General features: G+C 63.6%; 25 protein-coding genes. 10 read left to right on the top strand and 15 right to left on the bottom strand.

Features of this window, described 5'->3' with window-relative positions:
• The first annotated feature begins 86 nt into the window (after positions 1–86).
• Entirely contained in the window at positions 87–1,985 is a 1,899-nt protein-coding gene (gene dxs, locus J3P96_RS03460; protein ID WP_434655332.1) for a 1-deoxy-D-xylulose-5-phosphate synthase, read from the top strand.
• Positions 1,986–2,130: 145 nt separating this feature from the next.
• Positions 2,131–4,011, top strand: coding sequence for a TonB-dependent receptor domain-containing protein (locus tag J3P96_RS03455; RefSeq protein WP_434655329.1), 1,881 nt, complete (start codon positions 2,131–2,133; stop codon positions 4,009–4,011).
• A gap of 137 nt (positions 4,012–4,148) precedes the next feature.
• On the opposite strand, the gene J3P96_RS03450 is transcribed toward J3P96_RS03455, so the two are convergent.
• The 12 genes from J3P96_RS03450 to nrdR all read right to left on the bottom strand — a co-directional run bounded on the left by J3P96_RS03450 (position 4,149) and on the right by nrdR (position 12,987).
• Positions 4,149–4,934, bottom strand: coding sequence for a cobalamin-binding protein (locus J3P96_RS03450; protein WP_434655326.1), 786 nt, complete (start codon positions 4,932–4,934; stop codon positions 4,149–4,151).
• Positions 4,934–5,353, bottom strand: coding sequence for an MFS transporter (locus tag J3P96_RS03445; protein WP_434655323.1), 420 nt, complete (start codon positions 5,351–5,353; stop codon positions 4,934–4,936). The genes J3P96_RS03450 and J3P96_RS03445 overlap by 1 nt, the downstream gene beginning before the upstream one ends.
• A complete protein-coding gene (ribA, locus tag J3P96_RS03440; RefSeq protein ID WP_305498489.1) occupies positions 5,350–5,967 on the bottom strand; it encodes a GTP cyclohydrolase II in 618 nt (205 codons plus the stop codon). Before ribA ends, J3P96_RS03445 begins: the two co-directional genes overlap by 4 nt.
• 109 nt (positions 5,968–6,076) lie before the next feature.
• Complete coding sequence (locus J3P96_RS03435; RefSeq protein ID WP_434601967.1) at positions 6,077–6,835, bottom strand: substrate-binding periplasmic protein; 759 nt, start codon at positions 6,833–6,835, stop codon at positions 6,077–6,079.
• A gap of 11 nt (positions 6,836–6,846) precedes the next feature.
• Positions 6,847–7,350: a phosphatidylglycerophosphatase A family protein gene (locus tag J3P96_RS03430; RefSeq protein ID WP_434655320.1), complete on the bottom strand. Its 504-nt coding sequence runs from the start codon at positions 7,348–7,350 to the stop codon at positions 6,847–6,849.
• On the bottom strand, positions 7,347–8,309 hold the full coding sequence (thiL, locus tag J3P96_RS03425) for a thiamine-phosphate kinase (RefSeq protein ID WP_434655317.1): 963 nt from the start codon (positions 8,307–8,309) through the stop codon (positions 7,347–7,349). Before thiL ends, J3P96_RS03430 begins: the two co-directional genes overlap by 4 nt.
• Positions 8,310–8,327: 18 nt before the next feature.
• Complete coding sequence (gene nusB, locus J3P96_RS03420) at positions 8,328–8,828, bottom strand: transcription antitermination factor NusB (protein WP_434655314.1); 501 nt, start codon at positions 8,826–8,828, stop codon at positions 8,328–8,330.
• Positions 8,825–9,301: a 6,7-dimethyl-8-ribityllumazine synthase gene (ribH, locus tag J3P96_RS03415; RefSeq protein WP_039594266.1), complete on the bottom strand. Its 477-nt coding sequence runs from the start codon at positions 9,299–9,301 to the stop codon at positions 8,825–8,827. Before ribH ends, nusB begins: the two co-directional genes overlap by 4 nt.
• Positions 9,302–9,575: 274 nt before the next feature.
• On the bottom strand, positions 9,576–10,667 hold the full coding sequence (gene ribBA / locus J3P96_RS03410) for a bifunctional 3,4-dihydroxy-2-butanone-4-phosphate synthase/GTP cyclohydrolase II (protein ID WP_305498480.1): 1,092 nt from the start codon (positions 10,665–10,667) through the stop codon (positions 9,576–9,578).
• 16 nt (positions 10,668–10,683) lie between these two features.
• Positions 10,684–11,346, bottom strand: a complete 663-nt coding sequence (locus tag J3P96_RS03405) for a riboflavin synthase (RefSeq protein ID WP_123343996.1) — start codon at positions 11,344–11,346, stop codon at positions 10,684–10,686.
• Between the two features lie 46 nt (positions 11,347–11,392).
• A complete protein-coding gene (gene ribD / locus J3P96_RS03400; RefSeq protein WP_434655311.1) occupies positions 11,393–12,526 on the bottom strand; it encodes a bifunctional diaminohydroxyphosphoribosylaminopyrimidine deaminase/5-amino-6-(5-phosphoribosylamino)uracil reductase RibD in 1,134 nt (377 codons plus the stop codon).
• Positions 12,523–12,987 carry a transcriptional regulator NrdR gene (gene nrdR, locus J3P96_RS03395; protein WP_013694316.1) on the bottom strand — a complete coding sequence of 155 codons (465 nt, stop codon included), beginning with the start codon at positions 12,985–12,987 and terminating at the stop codon, positions 12,523–12,525. The genes ribD and nrdR overlap by 4 nt, the downstream gene beginning before the upstream one ends.
• Before the next feature lie 127 nt (positions 12,988–13,114).
• Between nrdR and J3P96_RS03390 the strand changes: the two genes are divergently transcribed.
• From J3P96_RS03390 to trxA, 3 genes are all read left to right on the top strand, one after another.
• Complete coding sequence (locus tag J3P96_RS03390) at positions 13,115–13,579, top strand: YbaY family lipoprotein (protein WP_305498477.1); 465 nt, start codon at positions 13,115–13,117, stop codon at positions 13,577–13,579.
• On the top strand, positions 13,576–14,235 hold the full coding sequence (locus J3P96_RS03385; RefSeq protein WP_434655307.1) for a class I SAM-dependent methyltransferase: 660 nt from the start codon (positions 13,576–13,578) through the stop codon (positions 14,233–14,235). The genes J3P96_RS03390 and J3P96_RS03385 overlap by 4 nt, the downstream gene beginning before the upstream one ends.
• A 179-nt stretch (positions 14,236–14,414) precedes the next feature.
• Entirely contained in the window at positions 14,415–15,287 is an 873-nt protein-coding gene (trxA, locus tag J3P96_RS03380) for a thioredoxin (RefSeq protein WP_434655304.1), read from the top strand.
• On the opposite strand, the gene J3P96_RS03375 is transcribed toward trxA, so the two are convergent.
• Positions 15,281–15,628 carry a hypothetical protein gene (locus J3P96_RS03375; RefSeq protein WP_434655301.1) on the bottom strand — a complete coding sequence of 116 codons (348 nt, stop codon included), beginning with the start codon at positions 15,626–15,628 and terminating at the stop codon, positions 15,281–15,283. The genes trxA and J3P96_RS03375 overlap by 7 nt on opposite strands.
• A gap of 120 nt (positions 15,629–15,748) precedes the next feature.
• Between J3P96_RS03375 and J3P96_RS03370 the strand changes: the two genes are divergently transcribed.
• The 5 genes from J3P96_RS03370 (at position 15,749) to J3P96_RS03350 (ending at position 19,929) form a co-directional block, all read left to right on the top strand.
• A complete protein-coding gene (locus tag J3P96_RS03370) occupies positions 15,749–16,333 on the top strand; it encodes a DUF2796 domain-containing protein (protein ID WP_434655298.1) in 585 nt (194 codons plus the stop codon).
• A gap of 161 nt (positions 16,334–16,494) precedes the next feature.
• Positions 16,495–17,205, top strand: coding sequence for an ABC transporter ATP-binding protein (locus tag J3P96_RS03365; protein WP_434571519.1), 711 nt, complete (start codon positions 16,495–16,497; stop codon positions 17,203–17,205).
• 1 nt (position 17,206) lies between these two features.
• Complete coding sequence (locus tag J3P96_RS03360) at positions 17,207–18,472, top strand: ABC transporter permease (protein ID WP_434655295.1); 1,266 nt, start codon at positions 17,207–17,209, stop codon at positions 18,470–18,472.
• A gap of 11 nt (positions 18,473–18,483) precedes the next feature.
• Positions 18,484–19,002, top strand: coding sequence for a DUF3299 domain-containing protein (locus J3P96_RS03355; RefSeq protein ID WP_434571515.1), 519 nt, complete (start codon positions 18,484–18,486; stop codon positions 19,000–19,002).
• A gap of 228 nt (positions 19,003–19,230) precedes the next feature.
• Entirely contained in the window at positions 19,231–19,929 is a 699-nt protein-coding gene (locus J3P96_RS03350; RefSeq protein WP_434571514.1) for an OmpW/AlkL family protein, read from the top strand.
• Between the two features lie 136 nt (positions 19,930–20,065).
• On the opposite strand, the gene J3P96_RS03345 is transcribed toward J3P96_RS03350, so the two are convergent.
• Together J3P96_RS03345 and J3P96_RS03340 are read right to left on the bottom strand one after the other, a co-directional pair.
• Positions 20,066–20,995: an NAD-dependent epimerase/dehydratase family protein gene (locus J3P96_RS03345; RefSeq protein WP_434655293.1), complete on the bottom strand. Its 930-nt coding sequence runs from the start codon at positions 20,993–20,995 to the stop codon at positions 20,066–20,068.
• The gene (locus tag J3P96_RS03340) at positions 20,988–21,872 is read right to left on the bottom strand and encodes a sugar nucleotide-binding protein (protein WP_434571510.1); all 885 of its coding nucleotides are present in this window, start codon (positions 21,870–21,872) and stop codon (positions 20,988–20,990) included. The genes J3P96_RS03345 and J3P96_RS03340 overlap by 8 nt, the downstream gene beginning before the upstream one ends.
• Positions 21,873–22,064: the final 192 nt, after the last annotated feature.

Raw genomic sequence — 22,064 nt, 5'->3', positions numbered from 1 at the left:
ATCGGCCAAGTTCCGGCCAACGCGTGGGCAGCTTGCGATGCATAAGGTAAACTGCCGCCTCTTTTATACCTATAACGATTCGCCTGATGCCCACGACGTTCCAAGAGATTCCCCGCACACGCCCGTCCACGCCACTGCTGGACCGCGCCAACACGCCGGATGGCCTGCGTCGGCTGGGTGAAGCCGAGCTGGAAACCCTGGCCGATGAGTTGCGCCTGGAATTGCTCTACACGGTCGGTCAGACCGGTGGGCATTTCGGCGCTGGCCTGGGCGTCATCGAGCTGACCATCGCCCTGCATTACGTCTTCGACACTCCGGACGATCGCCTGGTGTGGGACGTTGGCCATCAGGCCTACCCGCATAAAATCCTCACCGGCCGCCGCGATCGCATGGGCACACTGCGCCAGAAGGACGGCATCGCGGCTTTTCCGCGCCGTTCCGAGAGCGCGTACGACACCTTTGGCGTCGGTCATTCCAGCACCTCCATCAGCGCTGCCCTTGGCATGGCCATTGCCGCCCGCCTGCAGAACAGCGAACGCAAGGCGATCGCCGTGATCGGCGATGGTGCGTTGACGGCGGGCATGGCCTTCGAGGCGCTGAACCACGCCCCTGAAGTCGACGCCAACATGCTGGTGATCCTCAACGACAACGACATGTCGATCTCGCGCAATGTCGGCGGCTTGTCCAACTACCTGGCGAAGATCCTCTCCAGCCGCACCTACGCGAGCATGCGCGAAGGCAGCAAGAAGGTCTTGTCGCGCCTGCCCGGCGCCTGGGAAATCGCCCGCCGTACCGAAGAATATGCCAAGGGCATGCTGGTCCCCGGCACGCTGTTCGAAGAGCTGGGCTGGAACTACATCGGCCCCATCGACGGCCACGATCTGCCGACGCTGATCGCCACCCTGCGCAACATGCGCGATCTCAAGGGGCCGCAGTTCCTGCACGTGGTCACCAAGAAAGGCAAAGGCTTCGCTCCGGCGGAAGTCGACCCGATCGGCTATCACGCGATCACCAAGCTCGAACCCCTGGATGCCCCCGCCGCCGCGCCGAAAAAGGCCGGCGGACCGAAGTATTCCGGCGTGTTCGGCCAATGGCTGTGCGACATGGCCGACGCCGACCCGCGCCTGGTGGGCATTACCCCGGCGATGAAGGAAGGTTCGGACCTGGTGGCGTTCAGCGAGCGTTACCCGCAGCGTTATTTCGACGTGGCAATTGCCGAACAGCATGCCGTTACGCTCGCCGCCGGCATGGCCTGCGAAGGCGCCAAACCGGTGGTGGCGATCTATTCGACGTTCCTGCAACGCGGCTATGACCAACTGGTGCATGACGTCGCCGTGCAGAACCTCGACGTGCTGTTCGCCATTGACCGGGCGGGCCTGGTGGGCGAAGACGGTCCGACCCATGCCGGCAGCTTCGACCTGTCCTACCTGCGCTGCATCCCCGGCATGCTGGTGATGACGCCGAGCGATGAGAACGAACTGCGCAAGATGCTCACCACCGGCCATCTGTTCAACGGTCCGGCGGCGGTGCGCTACCCGCGTGGCACCGGCCCGAATGCAACGATCGAAAGCGACCTGGAGCCGATCGAGATCGGCAAGGGTGTGATCCGCCGCCACGGCAAGCAAACCGCCCTGCTGGTGTTTGGCGTACAGCTGGCGGAAGCCTTGAAGGTCGCCGAAAAACTCGACGCCACCGTGGTGGACATGCGTTTCGTCAAACCGCTGGACGAAGCCCTGGTGCGCGAGATGGCCGGCAGCCACGAACTGCTTGTGACCATCGAGGAGAACGCCATCATGGGCGGCGCCGGCGCGGCGGTCAGCGAGTTCCTCGCCCGGGAAAACATCCTCAAGTCGGTGCTGCACCTGGGGTTGCCGGACATCTACGTCGAACACGCCAAGCCGGCGCAGATGCTCGCCGAATGCGGGCTGGACGAGCTGGGGATCGAAGCGGCGGTGCGGCTGCGGTTGCAGTTGCTGGGCTTGTAAGTACAGCCAACACAAGCCCCTGTGGGAGCGAGCTTGCTCGCGATAGCGGTGTATCAGCCGAGCATTAGTTGACTGACACTCCGCTATCGCGAGCAAGCTCGCTCCCACATTGGTTTTATGTGGACCCAGTCATAACGGAACACCCATGAAACTCCGCCTCGCCCTCGCCCTCTCTCTGCTACCCGCCGCCGACCTGCTCGCCGAGACCTTCGAACGCGACCAGGCCCTCAAGCTGCCTGACATCCTGATCAGCGCCAATCGCCAGGTCGAGGCGCGCAATGACAGCAGCGCCGCCAACACAATCTTCACCCGCGACGACATCGAACGCTTGCAACCGGCCAGCGTCACCGACCTGCTCAGCCGCGTGCCCGGCGTACAGGTGGCGCCGTTGGGCGGGCGCGGCAGCCTGCCGGGGATCTACATTCGCGGCACCAAGTCGGCCCAGAGCCTGGTGCTGGTGGACGGCCAGCGCATCGGCAACGCGACCTCCGGCGACAGCAATCTGCAACGCTTGAACATCAACCAGATCGAACGGGTGGAAGTGCTGCGCGGTTCGCGCTCGGTGATCTACGGCGCCGATGCGGTGGGCGGGGTCATTCAGATTTTCACCCGTCGCGGCGCCCAACAAGGCCTGCAGCCACGCCTGCATATGGGCGTCGGCAATCATCAGACCTGGGAGCGCAGCCTCGGTCTGTCCGGTGGCGACGAGCAGACCCGTTTCAACCTGGGCGCCAGCCTCGACGAAAGCGAGGGGAGCAATCGGACCCATGAGTCCTACGCCAGCGACCGCGACGCCGATGCCAACCGCAACCAGTCCTTCAGTCTCAGCCTGAGCCATGCAGCCAGCGACGACCTGGAAGTTGGCCTGAACCTGCTGGATAACCGTGGCAAAAGCGAATACGACAACCCGTTCGGCCGCTTCGACCCCAACACCTTCGAATCGCTGCCCCAGCAGCCCTACAGTGAATTTGCGGTCAGCAGTTTCAGCGGTTATGTCGATGGGCGGATCAACGACGCGTGGAAATCTCGCCTCGAGCTGGGCCACAGCGAGAACCGGGAAAAAACGTTCGACAAGCTCAGCGATGTCCGGGAGGTGTTCAACACTTATCGCGACTCGCTGACCTGGCAGAACGACGTGACCCTGGACGAACGCAACAGCCTGATCCTCGGCGGCGACTGGTACCAGGACCGCGTCAACAGCAGCACGCCGTTCGACGAAGACAGCCGCTGGAATCGTGCGGCATTCATCCAGCACCGCTTCCAGGCCGAAACGTTCTCGACCGAGCTGGGCCTGCGCCGCGACCAGAACCAGCAGTTCGGCGGCCAGAACAGCTGGAGCGGCACCCTTACCCTGCCGGTCAACCCGACCAACGACGTGTTGCTGACCTACAGCGAAAGCTTCCGCGCGCCGACCTTCAACGATCTTTACTACCCGGACTTCAGCAACCCGGACCTGAAACCCGAGACGGCCAGAAGCTACGAATTGCAATGGCGCAGCCAACTGAGCGACAGCGCTCGCCTGGAAGCGTCCCTGTACCGCACGAACCTGGAAGACGCGATCATCTTCGGCAGCAATTCACGGCCGCAAAACGTCGCTTCGGCGCGGATCAACGGTTTCGAAATGGCCTACCGGCAGGAACTGTTCGGCTGGCAGGGCAACCTCGGTCTGGCGATGATCGACCCGCGCGACCGCGACAGCGGCCACACCCTGGCACGCCGCGCCCGCCGCACGTTGAGCCTCGACCTGGACCGGCAATTCGATCGCCTCGGCCTCGGCGCGAGCTGGCAAGCGGTGAGCAGCAGTTACGACGACGAAAACAACCGCAACGCCCTGGGCGGCTATGCGCTGCTCGGAGTGCGCGGCAGTTGGGCGTTGAGCCGGGAAGTGAAGCTGGAGATGAAGGTCGATAACCTGCTGGACCAAGGTTACAGCCGGGCGCTGTATAGCCATGACGGGGGACAGTATGGGTATCGGGAGGAAGGGCGGGCGTGGTTGTTTGGGGTGACCTGGACGCCTTCCCTCTGATCCAGGATTTATGGTGCCCGGCCTGGCCTCATCGCGAGCAAGCTCGCTCCCACAGGTGATCTGTGGCGGATATGAAATCAGCGTTCGCCACAAATCCCTGTGGGAGCGAGCTTGCTCGCGATTGGGCGCACCGCGGTCTAACGGTCTGGCGCAATCAACTCACACAACCGCGCCGTCGCCTCGATCATCTGCCCGCTGGCCCGCTCCAGGCCTTTATCCTTGACCAGCAAAAACCGCCCCTGCGCCACCGGCCAGGCTTTCCAGGCGTCAAGCTGCGCCTGCTCCGTAGCCAGGATCACCTGCGGTTGGCGCTGCAAAACCGACTCCACGCTCACCTGCGGCGCCGGCAGGTCCAGGTCTGCAAAGAGGTTGCGCGCGCCGCACACTGACAGCGCATCACTGATGATCTGTCGGCCGCCCACGGTGTACAGCGGCCGATCCCAGACCTGATAGAACACCGGCAACGGCGCGTCCCGTCGATAGCGCTGGCGTAACGCCTGAAGACGCTCGCGCAATTGCGCCGCTCGCTGCACGCCCCGCTCCGGGCGGCCGAGCTGGGCGGCGATGTCTTCGATTTGGTGGAGGAGCTGGTCGAGGCTGTGGGACTCGGCGATATAAATCGGGATGCCCAGGCCCTTGAGCTGTTCGCGCTGGGCCGGGCCAACACTGCCAGGCCAGAGCAGGAGCAGGTCAGGCTGGAGGCTAAGCAAGCGCTCCATGTCCAGCTGGCCGTAACGCCCCACCGACGGCAGGTCCTTCAAGAGCGGTGGACGATCGCCACCGTCCAGCACACCCACCAGCAGGTCGGCGGAGTCTAGTTCAATGACAATTTCGGAGAGCGACGGCGCCAGGCTGACGACACGATTGGCCGCCGCCGTCGAAGCGCTGGCGGCCAGCAACAGAACCGCCAGCCAGAGACGCATCAGCCGAGCTGGCGTGGGATGCGATACAGGTAGAACAGCACCGCAGTGGATAACGCCAGGAGCATCAGCGGTACCGCTTCCAACCCGACAAACACCGCCAGCGCGCCAATCCACGCCGGTAGGCCTGCCGCCAGGAAGGCCGCACGACGCCGAGCGGCGAGGGTGATCCAGGCCTGGGGTTCTTCCGTTGTATCGAGGGATTTTTGCGTGGCGATCAGGGCGTTTTTATAACCGCCGAAAAATCGCAGGCTGACAAACATCGACGCCACGCCGGCGATAAACAGCGGCATCGCCAACACCGGAAGAATCGCTTCGCCCTGGCCGAACACCGCGTTGATCACGAACAGCGGCAGCAACGCCAGCGCCAGGTATTGCCACCAACTGACGGCCAGCCGCCGCCGAACCTGACCACGCGTCACGCCCGGTCGACCTCGCCCTGGTGCTCGTTGCCCATCATGTGGTCGAGCTTGCTGGCCTTGGTTGCCAGGTAAAGCTTGTTGTGCGGGTTGTGCCCGGTATGCAGCGGCACGCGCTCCGCCACCACTACGCCCATGTCGGTCAATGCCTTGACCTTGCGCGGGTTGTTGGTCATCAGTCGCAACGACTTGATGCCCAGGTGTTCGAGCATCGGTTGGCAAATGCTGTAGTCACGCAAGTCGGCGGCAAACCCGAGGCGCTCGTTGGCTTCGACAGTATCAGCGCCGCCGTCTTGCAGCTCGTAGGCACGGATCTTGTTCAACAGGCCGATGCCGCGGCCTTCCTGGCGCAGGTACAGCAGTACGCCACGGCCCTCGCGAGCAATGGCCTGCAGGGCCGCTTCGAGTTGCGAGCCGCAGTCGCAGCGCTGGCTGAACAAGGCATCGCCCGTCAGGCATTCGGAGTGCAGGCGACCGAGTACCGGAGCGCCGTCGGCGAAATCACCCAGGCTGAGCACGACGTGCTCGCGGCCGGTGGCTTCATCGAGAAAACCATGCATGGTGAATTGCGCAAAGGGTGTTGGCAGCTTGGAAGCGGCAACAAAAACGACAGGCACCGGTGTGCTCCTGATCTAGTACTGGAGATTCGCAGAGGCGGGCATTGTAACAGCACGATCCGACAGACGCTTAGGCTGAATTATCAACCATTACCATCGAAAAGTTTGATCACGGCTTTGGTGGCTTGCCGCTCTCGTCGAAGGGATAGGGCTGCTTCCACCGTTCGAAAATCGGCTTCAATTGGCCGCTTTTCACCAGCACGTCCATGCGCCGGTCGAACAGTGCACGCAAGGCACGTCCGTTTTCGGTGTCGGCAAAGCCCAGGTAAAGCGGCAGGTTGATCAGCGCAGAGAGCTTGAACTGCTGGGGGTCGTCGGCCTTGGCGAGTACATCCTGGATTTCCATCAACGCATCGATATAAAAATCGGCACGGTCGTGGACCAGCATCGGCAGGATCCCCACGGAGCGGTGGATTTCATTGAAGCGCCGGATGTTCGGCAGGTAGTTGTTGTATTCGTACCCGCGCATCCACACCAGCCGGTAATTACCCACCGTGGCCAACGTGGGAGAGGGCTTTGACGCCAGGCCCAACGCATAGATGTGATCGACGTCGTAGTGCCAATTGGGGTAGAGCACCCCCTCGGATTCGTCGCGATAGGCACCGACCTGCACGTCGACTTCGCCACGCTGCACCAGGCCGATCGAACGGGTGTAAGGCACGCTGCGGGTTTCCAGCTTGACGCCTTCGGGTTCGAACACCTCGCGCAGGATATCCCAGGCCATGCCCTGGCCATCCGCCTGGGTGTAGTCGGCCCACTCCTCGCTGGCCGCGCGGATCTTGCCGGGCAACGGCGCCGACTCGGCCACGCGAACACCGAGCAACGCCCCGAGACACAACAACAGTAACAGTGTGCGGCTTACGCCCATGCCTGGTTCCCTCAGGTAAAACACCACACCAGCCCTTGCATTGCCAGCCAGGCGAACACGCCGGCCAATACGTCGTCGAGCATGATGCCTACCCCGCCGTGTACATGCCGATCGATCCAGCGGATCGGCCACGGCTTGAGGATATCGAAGAAGCGGAACACCAGGAAACCCGTCAACAACCAATACCAGCCTTCCGGTACCAGCCACAGGGTAATCCACATGCCGACCATCTCGTCCCAGACGATGCCTTCATGGTCGTGCACCCGCAAATCATCCGCCACTTTGCCGCACAGCCAGAAGCCGAACAGCATGGTGATGCCGAGCATCAGCCAGTAGCCCCAATCCGGCAACATCTGCCACAACGGTATGAAGGGTAGCGCAACCAGCGAGCCCCATGTGCCTGGCGCTTTGGGCAACGTGCCCGAACCGAAGCCAAACGCGATGAAATGCCAGGGATTACGCCAGACCGAGGGCGGAACGAATTCTGCCGGAACCTGGTTGGGATGATCTGTCACGGTGTCTCCCGAAAATGTTGATAGCCCCGGATTGGCGGGGTGATGTCCTGTCCTAGGCTGTCGACCAGCATGACGCCCTGCCCCGCCGTGACACTGCCGACCACATGAATCGGCCAGCCTTCGGCGAGAAGTGCCGACAATCGGACCGGCGGCAGGGTGAACAGCAACACATAGTCGTCGCCGCCACTCAGGGCGGCATGTTGTGCCTGCGGCAGGCCAAACGCCAACAGAGCGTTGGACAACGGCAACCGGTCCCGTTCAACCCGTAACGCCACGCCGGATGCCAGCGCGATATGCCCGCAGTCCGCCAACAACCCATCGGAAATGTCCATTGCCGCGCTGGCCTTGCCCCGTAGCGCCAGGCCAAGGCCGATCTGCGGTTGTGGCGACCAGTAATGCGCCAGCAGCGGCTCGGCGATAGCAGGCTCAGCGCTGCGCTCGTCGAGAACCAGCGGCAACGCGCCAGCGGCATTGCCCAGGTCACCACCGACGCAAAGCAGATCGCCGGGTTGCGCGCCGCTGCGGGTCAGCGCCTGGCCGGACGGCACGCGGCCGAACACGGTCATAGTCAGGCTCAACGGCCCGCGGGTGGTATCACCTCCCACCAACGCTACGCCACAAGCCTGGGCCATCTGGTTCAGACCACGGGCATACGCCTGCAGCCAATCGGTGGCCACCGTCGGCAAGGTGAGGGCAAGGGTAAAGGCAAGAGGGCTGGCGCCCATGGCTGCCAGGTCGCTGACCGCCACGGCCAGCGAGCGCTGGCCGAGCAGGAACGGGTCGCAAGGGTCTGGAAAATGCACACCGGCCACGAGCGTGTCGGTGGATACCGCCAGCTGTTCCCCGGGAGGAACGGCCAGCAGGGCGCAATCGTCGCCGATTCCGAGCGCAACGCCCTCGCCGCCCTGCGCACAGGCAGCGGCGGCAAAGTAGTGACGGATCAGCTCAAATTCGCCCATAGCCGCTACAAGCGCCAATCAGCGCTTGAACGCCTTCACTTCGGCTTCACGCAGACGCGGGGCGAGCTTGTCGAGGACGCCGTTGACGAACTTGTGACCATCGGTGGAACCGAAGACTTTCGCCAGCTCGATCCCTTCGTTGATCACCACGCGGTACGGTACGTCGACGCGCTGCATCAGTTCCCAGGTGGACAGGCGCAACACGGCCAGCTCAACCGGGTCCAGTTCCTCAATGGTCAGGTCCAGGCAAGGAGCCAGGGCCGTATCGATTTCGGTCTTGTGGGCCGGGACGCCGTGCAGGATCTCGCGGAAATACGCGCCATCGACATCGCTGAAATCGTTATCGACGCGAAACTGCGCTTCGATCTCGTTCAGCGACTGCTTGGCCATGTGCCATTGGTACAGGGCCTGGGTCGCGAGCTGACGGGCTTCGCGGCGCTTGACGCTCTTCGAAGGCTTGCCAGCGTCGGCCGGTTTCGGCTCGCGCGGATTGAAACGATCGCTTTCGTCGCTAATCACTTGGCCTCCAACTGCGCCAGCAGGCTGACCATTTCCAGGGCGGACAGGGCAGCTTCGGCACCTTTGTTACCGGCCTTGGTGCCGGAACGTTCGATGGCTTGTTCGATGGAATCAACGGTCAGCACGCCGAAGGCAACCGGTACGCCGAATTCCATGGACACCTGGGCCAGGCCCTTGGTGCATTCGCCGGCCACGTATTCGAAGTGTGGAGTACCGCCACGAATGACCGCGCCGAGGGCGATGATCGCCGCAAATTCGCCCTTTTGTGCGACTTTCTGCGCAACCAGCGGAATTTCGAAGGCGCCAGGGGCACGGATGATGGTGATGTCGCCTTCGCTCACGCCATGGCGAACCAGGGCATCGACCGCACCGTCGACCAGGCTCTCAACCACAAAGCTGTTGAAACGGCCGACTACCAGCGCGTAGCGGCCCTTGGGGGCGATGAAGGTACCTTCGATGGTCTTCAGGGTCATTCGTCAGTTCTCTTAAAGAGCCGGAGCACGCTCTATACGTGCTCCTCAGTGATATTAGTCTCGAATACAGCGCCGCAGATCCGTCATCTCGTTCACTTGCACGTCTTCTGTGGCGAGGGAGCTTGCTCCCGCTTGGGTGCGCAGCGCCCATAACAGGGCCGCTACGCAGCACCCCCAAGAAGGGCCGCTACGCAGCCCAGCGGGAGCAAGCTCCCTCGCCACAGATAAATCTAACAAGCCTTGAGTGAACAATAATGCCGGAATCCGCAGGCCATTATTCGGAGGGCACGTATTCTACAACTTCCAGATCGAAACCGGATATCGCATTAAATTTCATCGGTGCGCTCATCAGGCGCATTTTGCGTACGCCCAAGTCGCGCAGGATCTGCGAACCGGCACCGACGATGCTGTAGGTGGTCGGTTTTTTCACCGGCTGATGTTCAGTGGTTTCGCGAATGTGCGCCAGCAGCACGTCGCCATCGAGCGGGTGCCCGAGCAACAGCACCACGCCGCTGCCGGCCTCGGCGACCGCGGCCATGGCCGCGCGCAGGCTCCAGCGGCCCGGTTGCTTGACCATCAGCAGGTCACGCAGTGGGTCCATGTTGTGCACGCGAACCAGAGTCGGTTCTTCGGCGCACACGGTCCCCAGGGTCAGCGCCATGTGCACGTCGCCTTCCACCGAATCGCGGTAGGTCACCAGGTTGAACTGGCCCAGTTCGCTGTCCAGCGGCTGCTCGGCAATCCGCTGAACGGTACGCTCGTGGATCATCCGGTAGTGGATCAGATCGGCAATGGTGCCGATCTTGATGTCGTGCTCGGCAGCGAAAGCCTCAAGCTCGGCGCGACGGGACATGGTGCCGTCGTCGTTCATCACTTCGCAGATGACGCCGGCGGGCTCGAAACCGGCCATACGCGCGAGGTCGCACGCCGCTTCGGTGTGGCCGGCGCGGGCCAGGGTGCCGCCGGCCTGGGCCATCAGCGGGAAGATGTGACCGGGGCTGACGATGTCTTCGGCCCTGGCGTCGGCGGCCGCAGCGGCCTGCACGGTACGCGCCCGGTCCGCGGCGGAAATACCGGTGGTCACGCCCTCGGCGGCCTCGATGGACACGGTGAACTTGGTGCCGAACCCGGAACCGTTGCGTGGCGCCATCAACGGCAGCTTCAGCAGCTCGCAGCGCTCACGGGTCATCGGCATGCAGATCAGGCCACGGGCGTGCTTGGCCATGAAGTTGATGTGTTCGGCCTTGCAGCATTCGGCGGCCATGATCAGGTCGCCTTCGTTCTCGCGGTCTTCGTCATCCATGAGGATGACCATCTTGCCTTGGCGGATGTCTTCAACCAGTTCTTCGATGCTATTGAGCGCCACGCGGCACCCCCTTGGGTCAGGATTTGAGGTAGCCGTTGGCGGCCAGAAAGCTTTCAGTGATGTTACCGGCCGCAGGTTCGGCAGCCTTGTCGCCCAGCAACAGGCGCTCCAGGTAACGGGCCAGCAGGTCGACCTCAAGGTTGACCCGGCGACCAGGCCGGTACGAGGCCATGATGGTTTCGCTCAGCGTGTGCGGGATGATCGTCAGCAGGAATTCGGCGCCATCCACCGCGTTGACGGTCAGGCTGGTGCCGTCGACCGTGATCGAGCCCTTGTGGGCGATGTACTTGGCGAGTTCTTTCGGAGCGCGGATACGAAACTCCACGGCCCGGGCGTTATCGCTGCGCGACACCACTTCACCGACGCCATCGACATGACCGCTGACCAGGTGCCCGCCCAGGCGGGTAGTCGGGGTCAGGGCTTTTTCCAGGTTGACCGGGCTGCCGCTCTTGAGGTCGTTCATCGCGGTGCAGTCGAGGGTTTCCCGGCTGACGTCCGCCAGGAAACCATTGCCCGGCAGTTCCACGGCGGTCAGGCAGACGCCGTTCACGGCGATGCTGTCGCCCAGCTTGACGTCGCTCAGGTCGAGCTTGCCGGTTTCGACGTGGACCCGCACATCGCCGCCCTTGGGAGTGAGTGCACGGATGCTGCCGATGGATTCGATGATGCCGGTAAACATGGAGTCCTCCTCGAGAACGGACCGTCGCTTGCGCGAAAGCCGGGAATTATACGCTGGCCTGCGGAGCGGGGACGGCGATGACTCGCCAGTCATCGCCCACGGCGCGAATGTCGGTGATTTGAAGCTGCGGCGCGTCTTTCATCTGCGCCAGCGGCCAATCGAGCAATGGCCGCGCCGTGGATCCGAGGAACTTGCCGGCGATGAAAATCTGGAATTCGTCGACCAACCCCTGCCGGGCGAAAGCACCCGCCAGGCGCGGGCCGGCTTCCACCAGCACTTCATTGACGCCACGGGCCGCCAGCTCCAGCAGCAGGCGATGCAGATCGACCTGGCCATCTTCCCCGGCGATGATCATGCATTCAGGGCCGTTGGCGTACTGTTCCTCAACCGCCATGCAGGTAGCGACAAGCGCCGGGCCGGCTCTGAAGAACGGCGCATCCAGCGGCACCCGCAGACGACCGTCCACCAGCACCCGCAGCGCCGGACGGCTCATGGCCAACGCGGTCTGCTCGGCGTCCAGCCCAAGCTCATCGGCACGCACGGTCAGCCGGGCGTTGTCCGCCAGCACCGTATCGGCGCCGGTCAGCACCACGCAGGCCTGGGCGCGCAGGCGTTGCACCGCCGAGCGAGCGGCGGGGCCGGTGATCCATTGGCTCTCGCCGCTTTCCATGGCGGTACGGCCATCCAGGCTCATGGCAAGCTTGACCCGCACGAACGGCAGGCCGTGCTCCATGCGCTTGAGAAAACCTTCGTTGAGCTTGCGCGCTTCGCCTTCGAGCACGCCGCTTTGTGTGGCGATGCCGGCCTGGGCGAGACGTTGCAGGCCGCGCCCGGCGACTTCCGGATTGGGGTCCTGCATTGCCGCGACCACCCGCGCCACGCCGGCATTGACCAGCGCATCGGCGCAGGGCGGCGTGCGCCCATGGTGGCTGCAAGGTTCGAGGGTCACGTAGGCCGTCGCGCCCCGGGCCTTGTCAGCAGCGGCGCGCAGGGCATGGACTTCGGCATGGGGTTCGCCCGCACGGATGTGCCAGCCTTCGCCGACCACCACCCCGTCGCGCACGATCACGCAACCGACCCGGGGGTTGGGGTGGGTGCTGTAGTGACCGCGCCGCGCCAGTTCCAGGGCGCGGGCCATGTAGTGGGCGTCGAGGACGGCCTGCTGCGCCGCGCCGGTCATTCTTTCACCGGTTCGCGGGCCAGGCGGTCGATTTCCTCGCGGAACTCGTTGAGGTCCTGGAAACGCCGGTACACCGAGGCGAAGCGGATATAGGCCACTTCATCGAGCTTTTGCAGTTCGGCCATGACCAGCTCACCGACGACGAGGGACTTGACCTCACGCTCGCCGGTCGCGCGCAGCTTGTGCTTGATGTGCACCAGCGCCGCTTCCAGACGCTCGACGCTCACCGGGCGTTTTTCCAGGGCGCGCTGCATGCCGGCGCGCAGTTTTTCTTCGTCGAACGGCTGGCGGCTGCCGTCGGTCTTGATCAGGCGCGGCAACACCAGTTCAGCGGTCTCGAACGTCGTGAAACGCTCGCCGCAGGCCAGGCATTCGCGGCGGCGGCGGACCTGTTCGCCCTCGGCGACCAGTCGCGAGTCGATGACTTTGGTGTCGTTGGCACCGCAGAAGGGACAGTGCATGGTGGCAGGCAACAAAAAAAGGGAGGGCCATGGTAGCGCATCCCACTGGCAAGACAAGCCATAGGGTTTACGGTATACAGACGGGCCTATTGTAAGACCCACGGAATTCACCTTGCTGGAGCCACCCATGCCGCTACGATCGCTCGTTTTGCTCAGTCTCTTCAGCCTGCTGATGGCGTGCAGCAGCGACGCCCCCAAGCCCGCTGCCCCCGCCCCGGCCCCAGCGCCGAAACAGGCCCAGGAAAAGGCCCGGCAGGCCACCGAGCTTGGCCCGCTGCCGGCCCATCAGCGCGAATTGAGCGGCACCCTGCAAGGCGTACCGGCCGGCGCCGAAGTCGAACTGGCGCTACTGGTGATCGATGACAAGGACCGCCCGCAACAACTGCTCGCCAGCTCCAGCCTGATCGGCACCAACCAGGCGCTGCCCTTTCGCCTGCGCTTCAATCCGGAAGCGTTCCCGGTCGGCGCCCGTGTCGAGTTGCGCGGCCGCGCCAGCCAGTCCGGCCAACTGATCCTGCATCTGCCGGAACAACGCATCACGCAACCGACCACCCAGGCGCTGGGCGTCCTGCAATTCGTCAAAGCTCCATGAAGGCACCGCAGCACCTGCAAAATGCCTTGGTCGAGCTGCTGGGCGATGCGCGCCTGGTGTCCTGTGCGCTACCCGGCACCGATCTGGCGTTGTGGCTGATCGACGGTGAGAACATGGACCGCGCCTTCAGCCCGGAGGAAACCCGCCGCATCCTCCACGAACCGCCCTACTGGAGTTTCTGCTGGGCCAGCGGCCTGGCGCTGGCCCGCTACCTGGCCGAACACCCGCAGTGGGTCGAGGGCAAGCGGGTACTGGATTTCGGCGCCGGCTCCGGCGTGGCGGGTATCGCGGCGATCAAGGCCGGGGCGCGCGAAGTGGTGGCCTGCGACCTGGATCCATTGGCGCTTGCCGCGTCACGGGCCAACGCCGCGCTTAACGGCGTAGAACTGAATTATTCAGCGGACTTTTTCGCCGAAGCCGATTGCTTCGACCTGATCCTGGTCGCCGATGTGCTTTATGACCGGGCCAACCTGCCGTTGCTCGACCAGTTCCTCAGCCGAGGCCGCGAGGCGCTGGTGGCGGATTCACGGGTGCGTGATTTCCAGCATCCGCTGTATCGCCGTATTGAGATGTTCGAGGCCATGACCTTGCCGGACCTGGCCGAGCCGGAGGAGTTTCGGCATGTGAGCCTGTACCACGCGCGGCGTTGGCCCTAAAAGCATCGCGAGCAAGCTCGCTCCCACAGGGTTGCATGATCACTTGAGATCCCTTGTGGGAGCGAGCTTGCTCGCGATGGGGCCCTGCCAATCAATACACCTCTCAAAGCCACCCGGCTTTCAGCCATCCCCCACCAAGCCGTATAGTTGCCCCATTCAAGCGTTCTACGAGACCTCCCATGACCCAGGACACGCCCTACATCTTCGACGCCACCACTGCCGATTTCGACCAGTCGGTAATCGCCAACTCCTTCCACAAACCGGTGCTGGTGGATTTCTGGGCCGAGTGGTGTGCGCCGTGCAAGGCGCTGATGCCGATGCTGCAAGGCATCGCCGAGAGCTACCAGGGTGAACTGCTGCTGGCCAAGGTCAACTGCGACATCGAGCAGGACATCGTCGCCCGCTTCGGCATTCGCAGCCTGCCCACCGTTGTGTTGTTCAAGGACGGCCAGCCGGTCGACGGCTTTGCCGGTGCCCAGCCGGAATCGGCGGTGCGGGCAATGCTCGAACCCCATGTGCAGATGCCGCCGCCAGCCGCCGCCGATCCGCTGGAAGAAGCCCAGGCGCTGTTCGACGACGGTCGTTTCGCCGACGCCGAAGCCCTGCTCAAGGCACTGCTGGTGGAAGACAACAGCAACGCCAAGGCGCTGATCCTCTATGCCCGCTGCCTGACCGAGCGCGGCGAGCTGGACGAAGCGCAGACAGTTCTGGATGCCGTGAAAAGTGACGAACACAAGGCTGCACTGGCCGCTGCCAAGGCGCAGATCCAGTTCCTCGGCCTGGCCAAGGACCTGCCGGACGCCGCCGACCTGAAGGCGCGCCTGGCGAAAGACCCACAGGATGATGAAGCGGTGTATCAACTGGCGATCCAGCAACTGGCGCGCCAGCAGTACGAACCCGCCCTCGATGCGCTGCTCAAGCTGTTCATCCGCAATCGCAGCTACAGCGAAGGCCTGCCGCACAAGACCTTGCTCCAAGTGTTCGAGCTGCTGGGCAATGATCACCCGCTGGTGACGACCTATCGCCGCAAGCTGTTCGCCGCGCTTTACTGACCGACCCAGCTGTAGAGCGGCGTATCCCCGCCGCTCAGCACCTTGACCTCGGCGCTGTGGCGCAGGCGCACCAACAGCCGCTTGCCGGACGAAGCGCTGCCGGTCAGGCCTTCCAGCTGCTCCAGCAAGTCCGGGCCGGTCAATTGCCCGGCCTTGCGCAGCAGCTCCTTGGCGATCTGCCATTGGGCATCGTCCTGATTCGCCGGCCTGGCCGACGGTGTCGTCGCAACCTCGGACTTGGCCACCTGCAACTGCGCGCCGAGCTGCGCCCAGTCGCCTTCATCCATCTCGATCGTCAAGTCCACCGGCCACTCGCCGACGGTTCCGCGTATCCGCAACATCACCGTGCTCCTGAAGATTTCATCTACGCATGCTCCCATGGGCCTTGCGCGACGCCAAGCAGACGGTCAAACTCTGCGCACTTTCGTTATAAGATTACATAACCTTTCCGGAGACTCGTCATGCGTCGTCTGCTTCTCGCTTTGCCGTTCGCCCTGCTGCCGTTGGCTGTCGCTCACGCGGCCGTCGAGCATGATCACGACCATGACCATGAGCACGGCAGCCTCGGCGCCCATGAACACGGCGTCGCTCGGCTGAACGCCGCGCTGGACGGCCAGACCCTGGAACTGGAGCTGGAGAGCCCGGCGATGAACCTGGTCGGCTTCGAACACGCCGCCACCAGCGATGCCGACAAGGCCAAGGTCGCCGCCGTGCGGGCGCAGCTGGAAAAACCCCTGGCGCTGTTCAACCTGCCGGCCGCGGCCAAGTGCACCGTGGCCCAGCAGGAGTTGGAGAGCCCGCTTTTCGGCGATGAGCCGGACCATGAAGACCACGATGAAGACGGCGACGAGCATCACGACGAGCACAGCGAGATCCATGCCCACTACCAGTTCACCTGCGCGGTTCCGGGCACCTTGAAGAACCTGGACCTGGCGACCCTGTTCAAAACCTTCCCGGCCACCCAGAAAATTCAGGTACAACTGATCAGCCCGAACGGTCAGCAAGGTGTTGAAGTAACGGCAAAGGCGCCGGCACTGAAATTCTGATCCACCGCAAATCCCAAAGTGGGAGCGAGCCTGGGTGGGAGCGGGCTTGCTCGCGAAGACGGTGGCACAATCGGCATTAATGCAGTCTGACCCGCCGCTTTCGCGAGCAAGCCCGCTCCCACAGGTCCCAAATCACCTTTGAACATTGAAAAATCGGCAACATGACCCAAGCACTCATCGAACTGTCCGACCTGGGCTTCAGCTGGCCCGGGCATCCGCTCTTGCTGGATATCCCGGCGTTTCGTCTGGAGGCCGGTGAAACCCTGTTTCTCAAGGGCCCCAGCGGCAGCGGCAAGACCACGTTGCTGGGGCTGCTGGGCGGTGTGCAGACACCCGATCGCGGCAGCATCCGCCTGCTCGGCCAGGAACTCAGCGAACTGGGCGCCGGCCGCCGCGACCGCTTTCGCGTGGACCATACCGGCTACATTTTCCAGCAGTTCAACCTGCTGCCATTTCTCTCGGTGCGCGAAAACGTCGAGCTGCCCTGCCATTTCTCGACATTGCGCGCGCAACGGGCGAAGCAACGCCATGGCAGCGTCGATCAAGCCGCCGCCACGCTGCTGGCTCACCTCGGGCTGAGCGATTCGAGCCTGCTGGATCGCCGCGCCGACTCATTGTCCATCGGCCAGCAACAACGGGTCGCCGCCGCCCGCGCGCTGATCGGCCAACCGGAACTGGTGATTGCCGACGAGCCGACCTCGGCGCTGGATTACGACGCCCGGGAAAACTTCCTGCGGCTGCTCTTCGCCGAATGCCGCGAAGCCGGTTCGAGCCTGCTGTTTGTCAGCCACGACCAGAGCCTGGCGCCGCTGTTCGATCGCCACCTCTCGCTGGCCGATCTCAATCGCGCCGCCACGCCACTCGAGGTCTGAGATGTATTTGTTCCGTCTAGCCATGGCCAGCCTGGCGAACCGCCGCTTCACGGCGATCCTCACCGCTTTTGCCATTGCCCTTTCCGTCTGCCTGCTGCTGGCCGTGGAACGCGTGCGTACCGAGGCGCGGGCCAGTTTCGCCAGCACCATCAGCGGCACCGACCTGATCGTCGGCGCTCGCTCCGGTTCGGTGAACCTGCTGTTGTACTCGGTGTTTCGCATCGGCAACGCCACCAATAACATTCGCTGGGACAGCTTCGAGCAGTTCGCCAACAACCCGAAAGTGAAATGGGCGATCCCCATGTCCCTTGGCGATTCCCATCGCGGTTATCGAGTGATGGGCACCACCGAGGCCTACTTCGAGCACTACCAGTACGGTCGCCGGCAGCATCTGGAACTGGCGGACGGCCGGGCATTCGCCAGCGATCCGTTCGAAGTGGTGCTCGGCGCGGAAGTGGCCGAGGCGCTGCATTACAAACTCGGGGAAAAGCTGGTGTTGGCCCACGGCGTGGCGGCCATCAGCCTGGTCAAGCATGACGACAAACCGTTCACCGTGGTCGGGATTCTCAAGCGCACCGGCACGCCGGTGGACCGTACGCTGCACATCAGCCTGGGCGGCATGGAGGCAATCCATGTCGACTGGAAAAATGGCGTACCGGCCCAGGGCAACGGCCGTATCAGCGCCGACCAGGCCCGCAACATGGACCTTACGCCCAAGGCCATTACCGCGTTCATGCTTGGCCTCAACAGCAAGATTTCCACGTTTGCGCTGCAACGGGAAATCAACGAATTCCGTGGCGAGCCGCTGCTGGCGATCCTGCCCGGTGTGGCGCTGCAAGAGTTGTGGAGCCTGATGGGCACGGCGGAAAAGGCCTTGTTCGTGATTTCACTGTTCGTGGTGCTGACCGGCTTGATCGGCATGCTCACGGCGATCCTCACCAGCCTCAACGAGCGCCGCCGGGAAATGGCAATCCTGCGTTCAGTGGGCGCGCGGCCGTGGCACATCGCGACGCTGCTGGTGCTCGAAGCCTTTGCGCTGGCCTTGGCCGGAGTCACCTCCGGGCTGGCCTTGCTGTACATCGGCATCGCCGTCGCCCAGGGTTACGTGCAGTCGGCCTACGGCCTGTATCTGCCCCTGGGCTGGCCGAGCGAGTATGAATGGACGCTGCTGGCTGGCATTCTGGTCGCCGCCCTGCTGATGGGCAGCGTGCCGGCCTGGCGCGCCTATCGCCAATCGCTGGCCGATGGCCTGTCGATCCGTTTATGAGGACGTTGAAAATGCCCCGCGCCCTGCTTGCGCTGTTGATGCTGGTCAGCCTGCCATTGTGGGCGGCCGAGCCGAGAGACCTGGCCTGGTCGGAAATGATCCCGCCGGACGCGCCGCCGGAAGTGCCGAACATGACGCCCTTGCATGACCTGTCGAAAATGAGCGACGCCCTGGCCGCCGAGTCCGCGCCGGCGGCCCGGCAGGACATGCCCAACGCCCCGGTGGTCAAGGCCCTGGACGGCCAGCAGATTCGCTTGCCGGGTTATATCGTGCCGCTGGAAGTCAGTGAGGAAGGCCGCACGACCGACTTCCTGCTGGTGCCGTATTTCGGCGCCTGCATCCACGTGCCGCCTCCGCCGTCGAACCAGATCGTGCATGTGAAAAGCGAAGTCGGGGTCAAGCTCGACGAGCTTTATCAACCGTACTGGGTGGAAGGGCCGATGCAGGTCAAGCCATCCACCAGTGAACTGGCCGATGCCGGGTATCAGATGGAGGCGCAGAAGATTTATGTGTATGAGCTGCCGGAGTGAGGCTGGTAGTGATGTGTTGTTCATGAGATAGCTATCGCGAGCAAGCTCGCTCCCACAGTGGATCGGCTGTGAACACAGATCCTGTGCCCGCCGCAGAACCACTGTGGGAGCGAGCCTGCTCGCGAAGCCTCAAGACCCACTCATCACTTTCATTGAGCTGAGTCAAAAGACCGCTCCAGACGGCTTCGTAACATGGGACATCCTTTTTGAATGTTCTCCGGAGCCCCCATGCAAAAGTCTCTGCTCAGCGCTTCCCTCGTCGCCCTCGCGCTCGCGGCACCACTCGCCCAGGCCCATACCGCCGGCGATATCATCGTTCGCGCCGGCGCCATCACCGTCAATCCGGATGCCGACAGTTCCAGCGTCAAGGTCGACCGTGGCCCGCTGGCCGGTGCCGACCTGGGCGGCAAGGCGACCATGAGCAGCGACACTCAGTTGGGCCTGAACTTCGCCTACATGCTCACCGACAATTGGGGAATCGAGCTGCTGGCGGCCTCGCCATTCGAGCACGACGTGAAAATCAAAGGCACCGCCCTGGGCGCCGCCAATGGCAAGCTCGGCACACTCAAGCACTTGCCGCCGACCCTGAGCCTGGTCTACTACCCGCTCGACGCCAAGTCGGCCTTCCAGCCTTACGTCGGCGCCGGCATCAACTACACCTGGATCTATGACGAACACGTCGGCAGCGACGCCAGCGCCAACGGTTTCAGCAACTTCCGGGCGAGCAACAGCTGGGGCATGGCGTGGCAAGTCGGCGCCGACTACATGCTGACGGACAACATCATGATCAACGGCCAGGTCCGCTACATCGACATCGACACCACCGCCTACGTCGACAACAACGCGGTGGCCGGCGGAACGCGGGCCAAGGTTGACGTGGACGTGGATCCGTTCGTCTACATGGTGGGGTTGGGCTACAAGTTCTGAGCCGAACCTGAAGGTATGAAAGCCCCTGTGGGAGCGAGCTTGCTCGCGATGACGGTGGATCAGTCGGTGATGGATGTTGACTGATCCGCCGCTTTCGCGAGCAGGCTCGCTCCCACAGTGTTTGGGCTGGTGAAACTCAGCGCCCGAGCAACCGCGCCAGGCCCACGCTCATCGGCGTTTGCGCCGGCAAGTCGAAACGCTCCAGCAACCGCCGGTTATCAGCCCGCGAATGGCGGATGTCGCCGGAGCGCGCCGGGCCGTAGCTGATCGCAGGCAAATCCCCGACCACGTCGGCCAGGGCCTGGAGCATCTGCTTGAGCGTGGTGGCCTGGTTCCAGCCGACATTCACCGCGCCCGCTTGCACTTCAGGTTTCTCGATGGCCTGCACCAGCACCTGTACCAGGTCTTCCACGTAGACGAAATCCCGGGTCTGCTCGCCGTCGCCGAACACGCTGATCGGCAAGCCTTTCTGGGCCCGCTCGCTGAAAATGCTGATGACCCCCGAGTACGGCGAGGACGGATCCTGGCGTGGACCGTAGATGTTGAAGAAGCGGAACACCACCGGTTCGAGATCGTGCTGGCGCCGGTAGAAGTCGAGGTAGAGCTCGCTCGCCAGCTTGTCCGAAGCGTAGGGCGTAAGCGGCGCCTTGGAGGTGTCTTCGTCGATGGACTGGCCTTCGCCATTGTTGCCATAGACTGCGGCGCTGGAGGCGAACAGCACCCGTTTCACGCCCGCCTGGCGCATGGCCTCGCAGACATTCAGGGTGCCGATGAAATTGCTCTGGTGGGTGCGTACCGGGTCGTCCACCGAGGCTTGCACCGAGGCCACCGCCGCCAGGTGCGCCACCGCGCTGCACCCGGCCATGGCCTGGGCGACCAGCGCCGCATCGGCGACGTCGCCTTCGATCAGTTCGACTGCCGGGTTGTCCAGCGGCAGGTTGCTGCGCTTGCCGGTGGACAAGTCATCGAGAATGCGCACCGAATGGCCGTTGGCGAGCAACGCGTCGGTCAAGTGCGAACCGATGAAACCGGCGCCGCCGGTGATTAAAACAGGGCCTTTAGCCATGGCGATAAAACCTATCCAGTAAGCCCGGGAGTGCGGCGCGCCAGGCGCGTGGCTTGATCCCGAAAGTGTGCAGAATTTTCTTGCAGGCCAGCACCGCGTGCTGCGGTTCTTCGGCGGCGTCCGGCCGCGCGGCATGGGCCTGCGGGGTGGGCGACTCGATGGCCAGCGGGTGCAGGGCGCGGGCTTCGGTAAGAATTGCCTGGCCCAGCGCCAGCGGCGTAGTCGCCTCGTGTCCGGCGTAATGGTACGTGCCCCACAGCGGCGCCGCGCAATCGAGTTGCTTGAGCACCGAAATGATCACCCGCGCCGCATCGTCAACCGGTGTCGGATTACCCCGGCGGTCGTCGGCCAGCAGCAGCTCTTCGGGCTGCTCGGCCCGGGCCAGGAACCGTCCGAGGATGCCATCGGCGCTGTCGTCCAGCAGCCAGCCAAAACGCAGCAGTACATGCTGCGGACAGGTGGCGCGCACGCTTTGCTCGATGCGCCACAGTGCCTGGCCACGCAAGCCCAGGGGCACCGGCTCGTCTTTTTCGCTGTAGGCGGTGGCGCGCGAGCCGTCGAATACACGGTAACTCGATGGTTGCACCAGGACGATGTTGTGATGCTGGCACAGTTCGGCCAGGCGCTCGACCGCCCGCTCCTGGCTCGCCAGGCGCTGCTCGCTGACGGTCTCGGCCTGGAACCAGTCGAAGTAGTACGCCAGGTTGATCAGGGCGTCCGGCCGGGTGTCGTCGAGCAACTGCGTCAGGCTCGCGGCATCCCAGCCATCTTCGGGTGGGCGGGGGGCAAGAAAACCGATGTCTTCTTCTGCACCGAGGCGAATCAGCGCCTGCCCAAGGGCATTTCCGCCGCCCAGTAACATAAGGCGCATTCGCATAAAGTCAGCAGGCCCAGTCTGTTGGCACAAGAATTTTGGTCGACAACGCCCGTGGGCGTGGTCGGAATCGTTGCATTTTGCGGGTTTAGTGCGCAACCGTCATCCGTAATGTGCAGATCGTGGCTTTGCGCAGGCCTTGAGGCCGCCATCGCGAGCAAGCTCGCTCCCACATGATTGCATGCACAGTCGAGA

The sequence above is a fragment of the Pseudomonas sp. R3-56 genome (genome assembly GCF_051132075.1).
GTDB lineage: Bacteria > Pseudomonadota > Gammaproteobacteria > Pseudomonadales > Pseudomonadaceae > Aquipseudomonas.
The sequence above is the reverse complement of the archived record's forward strand: the minus strand, read 5'-3'. Positions and strand labels throughout refer to the sequence as shown.

Coding starts and splice junctions, on each gene's coding strand:
- J3P96_RS03390 (WP_305498477.1), top strand. CDS start 13,115: ATGCCGCTACGATCGCTCGTTTTGCTCAGTCTCTTCAGCCTGCTGATG.
- J3P96_RS03455 (WP_434655329.1), top strand. CDS start 2,131: ATGAAACTCCGCCTCGCCCTCGCCCTCTCTCTGCTACCCGCCGCCGAC.
- J3P96_RS03405 (WP_123343996.1), bottom strand. CDS start 11,346: ATGTTTACCGGCATCATCGAATCCATCGGCAGCATCCGTGCACTCACT.
- trxA (WP_434655304.1), top strand. CDS start 14,415: ATGACCCAGGACACGCCCTACATCTTCGACGCCACCACTGCCGATTTC.
- J3P96_RS03375 (WP_434655301.1), bottom strand. CDS start 15,628: ATGTTGCGGATACGCGGAACCGTCGGCGAGTGGCCGGTGGACTTGACG.
- J3P96_RS03350 (WP_434571514.1), top strand. CDS start 19,231: ATGCAAAAGTCTCTGCTCAGCGCTTCCCTCGTCGCCCTCGCGCTCGCG.
- J3P96_RS03450 (WP_434655326.1), bottom strand. CDS start 4,934: ATGCGTCTCTGGCTGGCGGTTCTGTTGCTGGCCGCCAGCGCTTCGACG.
- J3P96_RS03370 (WP_434655298.1), top strand. CDS start 15,749: ATGCGTCGTCTGCTTCTCGCTTTGCCGTTCGCCCTGCTGCCGTTGGCT.
- J3P96_RS03340 (WP_434571510.1), bottom strand. CDS start 21,872: ATGCGAATGCGCCTTATGTTACTGGGCGGCGGAAATGCCCTTGGGCAG.
- nrdR (WP_013694316.1), bottom strand. CDS start 12,987: ATGCACTGTCCCTTCTGCGGTGCCAACGACACCAAAGTCATCGACTCG.
- ribH (WP_039594266.1), bottom strand. CDS start 9,301: ATGACCCTGAAGACCATCGAAGGTACCTTCATCGCCCCCAAGGGCCGC.
- J3P96_RS03435 (WP_434601967.1), bottom strand. CDS start 6,835: ATGGGCGTAAGCCGCACACTGTTACTGTTGTTGTGTCTCGGGGCGTTG.
- J3P96_RS03355 (WP_434571515.1), top strand. CDS start 18,484: ATGCCCCGCGCCCTGCTTGCGCTGTTGATGCTGGTCAGCCTGCCATTG.
- J3P96_RS03360 (WP_434655295.1), top strand. CDS start 17,207: ATGTATTTGTTCCGTCTAGCCATGGCCAGCCTGGCGAACCGCCGCTTC.
- J3P96_RS03345 (WP_434655293.1), bottom strand. CDS start 20,995: ATGGCTAAAGGCCCTGTTTTAATCACCGGCGGCGCCGGTTTCATCGGT.
- J3P96_RS03385 (WP_434655307.1), top strand. CDS start 13,576: ATGAAGGCACCGCAGCACCTGCAAAATGCCTTGGTCGAGCTGCTGGGC.
- ribD (WP_434655311.1), bottom strand. CDS start 12,526: ATGACCGGCGCGGCGCAGCAGGCCGTCCTCGACGCCCACTACATGGCC.
- dxs (WP_434655332.1), top strand. CDS start 87: ATGCCCACGACGTTCCAAGAGATTCCCCGCACACGCCCGTCCACGCCA.
- J3P96_RS03365 (WP_434571519.1), top strand. CDS start 16,495: ATGACCCAAGCACTCATCGAACTGTCCGACCTGGGCTTCAGCTGGCCC.
- thiL (WP_434655317.1), bottom strand. CDS start 8,309: ATGGGCGAATTTGAGCTGATCCGTCACTACTTTGCCGCCGCTGCCTGT.